Raw genomic sequence first — 7590 nt, 5'->3', positions numbered from 1 at the left:
GTTTTAAAAGAGAAAAAACAACCCCCGCCGCTCCGATGACAAGGGCCCGTCGTTCCCCCGCCATCAAGCGCGCACCGCCCGTGCCTCATTTTCTGCCAGCTCAAGATCATGGCGGGTCATGATCCGACACAACTCCTCACAGGAGGTCTTCTGCGGGTCCCATCCCAACTTCTCACGTGCTTTAGTGGGATCGCCCCAAAGGTTCACCACGTCTGTAGGACGATAGAACTGAGGATTCACGCGTACGAGCACCTTCCCAGTAGCTGCATCCGTGCCCACCTCCTCGAGGCCGACACCGCTCCAAACAATCTCGATACCGGCCTCTGCGAAGGACCACGTGACGAACTCGCGCACTGAGTGCTGCACACCTGTTGCGATCACGAAATCATCTGGCTCGTCCTGCTGCATGATGAGCCACATGCACTCAACGAAATCCTTGGCGTACCCCCAATCGCGCAGGGAATCAAGGTTCCCAAGCTCAAGATGATCCTGCAGTCCGTGGGCGATACGCCCCACGGCTCGAGTGATCTTGCGGGTGACGAAGGTCTCCCCCCGACGCTCGCTCTCATGGTTGAACAGAATCCCGTTGACTGCAAAGACCCCGTATGCCTCACGGTATTCCTTGATCATCCAATACCCATACTGCTTTGCCACTGCATATGGTGAAAACGGATGGAAAGGAGTCGTCTCGCGTTGCGGGACCTCCTCAACCTTCCCGAAGAGCTCAGAGGTTGATGCCTGATAAACCTTGCACGTCGCATCGAGCCCAAGTATATGGACAGCTTCAAGAACGCGCAGGACGCCGATGGCGTCAATATCGCCGGTATACTCCGCTGCATCAAATGAGACGCCCACATGGCTCTGGGCTGCAAGATTGTAGATCTCGTCGGGCCTAACAAGGTTGACCACGCGAATGATCGATGATGAATCGCCGAGATCTCCGTCGTGGAGAGCAACCGAACCTGCAGCGATCAGATGATCTATGCGATCGGTGTTATGCGAAGCAGACCGCCTCACCAAGCCATGGACTTCATACCCCTTTTCAATCAGAAGCTCAGCGAGATAGCTTCCATCTTGCCCAGTGATACCGGTAATAAGTGCTTTTTTCATTGCAGACCTCCAAGAATCCTGCAGGATGTTACTAAACAGAGAGCAGTAACCGTTTGAGCTCCTCCTCCAAAGCTGTGCAAAGACTTGATGCGGCGACCATGCTCGCACCGCGGGCGAAAACATAGACTTTGAGTTTTGGCTCGGTTCCTGACGGACGGATGAGGATGCGGCTACCATCTTGCAGCCGGTATTCAAGAACGTTCGCAGGCGGGAGCATCTGCGCCGCCCCGGTACCGTTAACCGCAGGCATCGGCGCGCCATCGCGGTAATCAAAACGCTGATCGATGCCAATGCCGGCAAGGTTCGACGGGGGCGTGGACCGGAGGCGGGCCAAGGCCGCATCCATATCCCGAGCACCTTGCTCGCCTGGGAAATCAACTGACATCTGCGTCCCCGACCAACTTCCAAAGCGACGGTACAAATCATCACGGGCATCCACAAGATCCATACCCTGCGCTCGGTAGTGCGCTACGAGTTCGCAAATGAGGATCACGGCCTGAACCCCGTCCTTGTCACGCACATCCGTGCCTTTGAGGTAGCCGAGGCTCTCCTCAAAAGCGAATAGGAAGTTGTCGACGCGGCCTTCTTGCTCGAGTAGACCGATCTGCTCTCCGATGAACTTGAAGCCGGTCAGGGTGCGCCGAAGCTCAAACCCATAATGTCTAGCAATGTCATCGGCCATGGGGGCAGAAACGATAGTGGTCATGGCGACTTTTTGTGCACAATCCGCATCGCTTAAACGACTTGCCAGCCAATCCAATAAGAGCAGGCCGATCTCATTCCCGGAAAGCCGGACCTCGGCGCCTTCATGCAGCACGCCAACGCCCACCCGATCGGCGTCAGGATCAGTCGCCACGAGCAAGGAGATACCGGATTCCCGGCACAATTGAAATCCAAGCTCAAGCGCCGCCTGATTCTCGGGGTTAGGCTTCGGACAAGTGGTGAAGAACGGATCAGGTAGCTCTTGTGCCCCTACCACCTCAATGCGATCCACCCCGAGACGCTCAAGAACAGTGCGCACCGGCACATTGCCCGTGCCGTTCAGAGGGGAATACACGAGCTCGACATCATGAACAGGCTCCCCCGTTGAAACAGAAAGCGTCGCGGCATAGTAACGCTCTACCAGCTCATGGGGTACGTAGCGGATAAACCCACCATCGACTGCACGCTCGAATGCCGCAGAGAGCACATCCCTAAAGATCTCCACGGCGTTGATCTCCCGCTGGATGGCGCGGGCTGCCTCTGTGGTGATCTGGCATCCATCCGAACCGTAGACCTTAAACCCGTTGTACTCCGCCGGGTTATGCGATGCCGTGATTACGATGCCGGCATCACAACCCAGGTCACGCACGGCAAACGATAGCAGAGGCGTTGGCGCCACCTGGGAAAACAAATACGTTTGAACGCCGTTTCCGGCGAAGACGCACGCGGCCCGCTCAGCGAGCTCACGGCTCATCCTCCTCGTATCATAGGCGATGGCCACCTGAGGGCCGCCTTCACGTGAGGCGAGGTAGGAAGCGACTCCTTGGCTCGCACGGGCAACGGTGTACGAGTTCAGACGGTTGGTTCCCATCCCAAGCACGGCGCGCATCCCACCGGTTCCAAAAGCGAGGTCACGCCAGAATGCATCAGCGAGATCAGACGCGGGACCCGCGATCAGATCCGCGACCGCTTTGCGGTCGGCCTCGTCAACATGCGCCAGCCAATCAGCAGCGATATCGGAAACGTTCATCTCCACCTCACGAAACAGGAGCGTCATCGGTCAGGGTAACCAAGGCATGGACATCCTCGCTCGCCGTGATCGAGAAGGTCGAACCTGCAGGAACCACGACCGTCTCCCCCACGCGAAGAACATGCACTGTGCTATCGAGTGAAAACTCCCCTTCACCCTGCACGAACGTCCATAGCCCGCGGTACGCTTCGTCTCCAAGATCTGGAGCAGTCATACCACCGCAAACGCTGACCTCTTTCACGAGCCGCGGCCGCTCACAGGAGAATGCATTGAGGTCCACATAACGGTAGGAACCCCAAGCGGTCTTGTCCTGCAGTGGAAAATCCTCTGCCGCCTCTTTTACGGTCGCCTTGATATGGGCCGAGGCCTCTTTGCTGGAGACTAAAACACCATCCGGAGTCGCCACAACAACAGCATCAGAGAGACCCGCGACAACCAGGGGAAGATCGAGTTCGTTGATGACGTGCACGTTATCGCACGAATCGGGTGCCTGATACACGCGGCCGGCGACTGCATCACGCATCTCCTCCGTAAGCGTGTTCCATGTCCCTAAGTCTTTCCAAGACCCCGAATAGGGGACGACTGCAATGCGCTCCGCATGCTCGACGACCTCATAATCAAAACTGTTCTTTGGGAGCTCTTCATAGCGCATTCGTAGATCAGAAAAGGTGGGGAACGCTCCGTAGCGACCAATGAGATCGAGCACGAAACTAAGGCGAAAGCCAAAAACGCCACAGTTCCAAAGCGCCCCCTGATCTATCAAGGACCTCGCACGGCTTTCAGTGGGCTTCTCCTCGAATCTACTAACTGAACGAGGTGCACCTTCGAATCGTGTTGGGACGATGTATCCGTACTTCTCCGATGGATAAGTCGGCTCGACACCGAGGAGGACGATATCACCCGCGTTTTGCTGAACGGCTTCATTGAGTAGGCGGACGCAGGAGAAGTAGGCGTCATCAACGTATGAATCGATGGGCATCACAACGACTGTGTCATCGCGATTCACGTTCTGAACGTCCTCCAGGTGCTTGCAGGCAAGCAGGATCGCCGGTGCCGTGTCACGGCGTTCAGGTTCGACCACGATCTCATAATTCCCTGTGACCTGACCCCGTAGAGCCTCCACCTGTGACGCCGAAGTCGCCACCGTCACTACAGACTCCGGGAGGGCGCGCTGGATCTGCTCGAACGTTCGCTGCACCATCGAAACGTGCTCCCCCTCCTCGTTACGCAGCACTTTGAGGAATTGCTTGGAGCGCGCATCGTTGGAAAGGGGCCAGAGCCGGCTTCCAGAACCACCGGAAAGCAGGACGATATGAGCAGGTTTCACGGTAGTAAGCAAGACGAATATTCCCCGTTCGATTTAGCAGAGCGGCAGTTTACAGACTTCGAGAATGATACCATCCGCCTATTTCAGCAACCGCAACTCACATCTTCGGCACACAGCGAGGTAGGAACAAAGAAACGGCTCAATCAACAAAGAAGGCGACCCTGCCAATTGATCTCATGGCAGGGTCGCTATAGGGCGTGAGGGCAAGCCGGAACGCGCCAACTCGTTGTTTCTTAGTACACGACGACCTTCGTGCCCGAAGGGATATTCTGGTTAATCCACTTGGCATTCTCGATCGCCAGGCGCACACAGCCATGACTCAGCTGCTGGCCGAGGCGGCCATCCATGATCGTGGAGCTGTTCTGGTTGTACAGCACTGAGTGGAAGAGGTAGTCCCCGTAGAACTGGGTCCAGTAGTAGCAGCTGTACCCGTGCCCGAACACGTACCCGCGAAGGCCAACCGTGAACTCACCCTTCACCGTGGGCGTCGACGGCTTACCCGGGCTCGCCGCCCAGTAGAACACCTGGTTCCAGTTACCCTGACGCCCATTGTAGACACCCACGCGGCATGCGGCGGTATCGATCATAAGGAGCCAGTTGGTGTTGCTCGCGTACCACTGGGCACGACGGTGCATATCGTTTTGGAAACGCGGGAACTGGAAGCTCGTGGATCCAAACGGCGACGTCACGCCGTCGATGGTGGCGAAGGCCGTGATCGTGTAGGTTCCCTGGGCCCAAAAGCCGTCTGCCTGGCTGGCCCACATGGTCCACGATCCATCCGTCTGCCGGCGGCCCTGTACCCAGCTCGTGCCGGCCGGGGTGTCGACACGGAACGAGACGTTCGAGGGCACACGCGTCCAACCGCGTGCCGCGATGGAGAACGAAGTGTCCTCGATGCTCTGCGACAGGCGCACCGAACCCGCGGAGAACGTGAAGCGCGCGCTATCGAAGGCGTACGTGGATCCATCGATGGTGGCGTAGGTCTGGACCGAGAAAGTTCCCCAGGCACGGAGATCTCGACCGAGAGACGCCTCAAGGGTCCACGCGCCGTCTGCACGCTTGGCTGCCTGCATCCAGACAACCTCACCAGAGGGCTTTGAGATTTTGAACGCGACGTTGGAAGGGATGACATCCCAACCCGATGCCGTGATCGTCGCCAAAGAGCCCGACGCGGAGGCCGTGGTCTGCACCTGTCCGGCGCTCACGGTGACCGCTGCGAAACCAGTTGCCGACGTTTTTCCGTCCACGGTGGCCCAGGCCGTCACCGCGTAGGTGCCCCAAGCGCCACCGAGGGCGTTGACTGTGGGGGACGCAGCCCAGGCGCCGTCCTCTTGCCTCGTACCCTGGAGCCAACGTTCGACACCCGCCGGCGACGTGATCTGGAAAGCGACATTCGAGGGCACGGTCTGCCATCCGGAGGCAGTGAGTGCGAGCGAGGCGCCCTGGGCCTCCGCGGTCACGGACGCGCTCCCTGCAGCGCCGATCGCCGCGGATCCGGCCGGGGCAGTGAGCTTGCCGACGGTGCCCCATGCGCGAATCTGACGCATCCCTGACAGCGGGGCGGAAACCTGCGCCGACCATGTTCCATCAGCGGCCTTGACGCCCTGGACCCACGTGAGCTTGGCCCCATCACGGACCTCGAACGCGACATTTGAGGGGGCGACGCTCCATGCGGTCGCCGTCATGCGGATCTGCGACCCATCGCGAACCGCCGCGACCGTGGCGGAAGGCGCCACGAACACGGTGGACGTTGAAGCGTATGCGGCCGTCGTCGAGCCGAAGGAGACCCACGCAGTGGCCGTGTACGCCCCCGCCTCGCCAACGCCTGAGATGGCATCGAGCGTCGCCGCCCAGCTGCCGTCGACAGCGCGGCGCGCCTGCAGCCAGAGGATCCTGCCCTTCGGCGTGCTGACCTCGAAGGCGACATTGCCCGGATTCTCGGCAAATCCCGAGGCGGTAAAGGTAATCGCCCTGTCCGTGGTGCTGGCAGTCGCGCTTACCCCCGCTGCGCGCGCATCGCAGCTCGCGGTTCCGAACGCAGCGGTGAGCTTGCCGTGCGTTGCCCAAGCAGTGACCGTGTAGGTGCCGTTGTCGATGACACCGCCAGCCATGGAGGAGGTGGAGGCGGTCCAGGAGCCGTTTGCGCCGCGGCGCGCCTGGATCCAGATCTCGGTGCCCGAAGGCCGTCTCACCTGGAAGGCGACATTCGACGGAGCCGTTGTCCATCCCGATGCGGAGAGCGCAATGACGGCCCCTGTGCTCGAGGCACTCACCTGGGGTGTCCCGGCGCTCGCCGTGAAGGACGAGCGCGATACAACGGCCGTGACAGCACCCAGGTTAGCCCAGGTCTTGACCTGGTAGGTGCCCCATGCACCCAGATCACCAGTCACTGAGACCGATGCGGTCCAACTGCCATCGGATTGCCGCTTCGCCTGCACCCAACGAGAAGGACCCGCGGGCCCTGCTATCTCGAAGGCGACGTTTGCGGGCTCTATGGTCCATCCACTTGCCGATAGGGAGACCGTGGCACCCGAAACCGAGGCTCCCGTTGAGACTTCCCCGAGTCCGATATTCACCTTGGTGGCACCAAACGACGCGGTCACCGCGTTGAACGTGGCGTACACCTCAACCTTCTGGGCTCCCCAGGATCCAAGCTCACGGGTAACCGACGGACTCGCCGTCCAAGAACCGTCCGCCTGATGGATGCCCTGGAACCAGACGGTCTTCCCCGCGGGCGTGGTCACGGCGAAGGCGACGTTCTGGGGCTCGGCGCTCCAGCTATCGGCAGCGAGCTTGAGGAGGGCGCCTGAAGCCATAGCGCTGATCCGCGTTGTCGGCGCCGCCACCGTTGTCGTCTTGGTGGCGACAGCCTCTGTGTTGCCGTCGATGGTTGCCCAAGCCGCGATGGTCACCTGGCCCCAACGGATCTTGCTTGAGGGAACCGGCAAGGAGGCGGTCCAAATGCCATCATCCACCACAGACGCCTGGACCCACTGGGTCGCACCTCCTTGGGACGTGGCAGCGAATGCGACGTTGGAGGGCGCGGAGGAGAAGCCGCTCACCTTGAGGGCGAGCGTGGTGCCGTCGGACTCAACCGCAAGTGCCGGTGCGGCGGCTGGGGTGGCCGGGTCTGTTTCCTCCTGCGAAGGGGTGGCGCTGCGATCTGAACCGTCCCCCTCAACCTCAACTGAGGGTTGCGTGGCCTCTACCTGCGTGGGGACTGCATCCGGCTGGCCCGCTTCAGCCGTGGCGTCATCCCCGAACGCCAGGGCGGGAGTCGCGGTGAGGCCGCATCCCAACACAAGCGCGAGCGCGCCGATGACCGGTATGCGAAAGCGTTTCATATACATCCCATCTCTCTAAAACCAACGCACTGCGGGTATATCACCGGGTCCGGACACGATTTTGCCAAGTGCGCCAA

Annotated in this window: 4 protein-coding genes; all 4 read right to left on the bottom strand. The window is 60.1% G+C overall.

Going from position 1 to position 7590, the window contains the following annotated elements; genetic code table 11:
- Positions 1-63 precede the first annotated feature (63 nt).
- Complete coding sequence (gene gmd / locus CAP13_RS03215) at positions 64-1110, bottom strand: GDP-mannose 4,6-dehydratase (RefSeq protein ID WP_085830194.1); 1047 nt, start codon at positions 1108-1110, stop codon at positions 64-66.
- Positions 1111-1141: 31 nt separating this feature from the next.
- A complete protein-coding gene (locus tag CAP13_RS03210; RefSeq protein ID WP_085830193.1) occupies positions 1142-2869 on the bottom strand; it encodes a phospho-sugar mutase in 1728 nt (575 codons plus the stop codon).
- Positions 2850-4169, bottom strand: a complete 1320-nt coding sequence (locus CAP13_RS03205) for a sugar phosphate nucleotidyltransferase (protein WP_218775294.1) — start codon at positions 4167-4169, stop codon at positions 2850-2852. Before CAP13_RS03205 ends, CAP13_RS03210 begins: the two co-directional genes overlap by 20 nt.
- 233 nt (positions 4170-4402) lie before the next feature.
- Positions 4403-7513: a L,D-transpeptidase family protein gene (locus CAP13_RS10075; protein WP_218775293.1), complete on the bottom strand. Its 3111-nt coding sequence runs from the start codon at positions 7511-7513 to the stop codon at positions 4403-4405.
- Positions 7514-7590: the final 77 nt, after the last annotated feature.

It is taken from the genome of Collinsella vaginalis (assembly GCF_900176655.1).
In the GTDB taxonomy this organism is placed as follows: domain Bacteria; phylum Actinomycetota; class Coriobacteriia; order Coriobacteriales; family Coriobacteriaceae; genus Collinsella; species Collinsella vaginalis.
Note: the sequence above shows the minus strand (reverse complement) of the source record. Positions and strands in the feature narration are given on the sequence as shown.

Excerpts from the sequence above, each read along its gene's own strand:
- gmd (WP_085830194.1), bottom strand. The coding sequence starts at position 1,110 with ATGAAAAAAGCACTTATTACCGGTATCACTGGGCAAGATGGAAGCTAT.
- CAP13_RS10075 (WP_218775293.1), bottom strand. The coding sequence starts at position 7,513 with ATGAAACGCTTTCGCATACCGGTCATCGGCGCGCTCGCGCTTGTGTTG.
- CAP13_RS03210 (WP_085830193.1), bottom strand. The coding sequence starts at position 2,869 with ATGACGCTCCTGTTTCGTGAGGTGGAGATGAACGTTTCCGATATCGCT.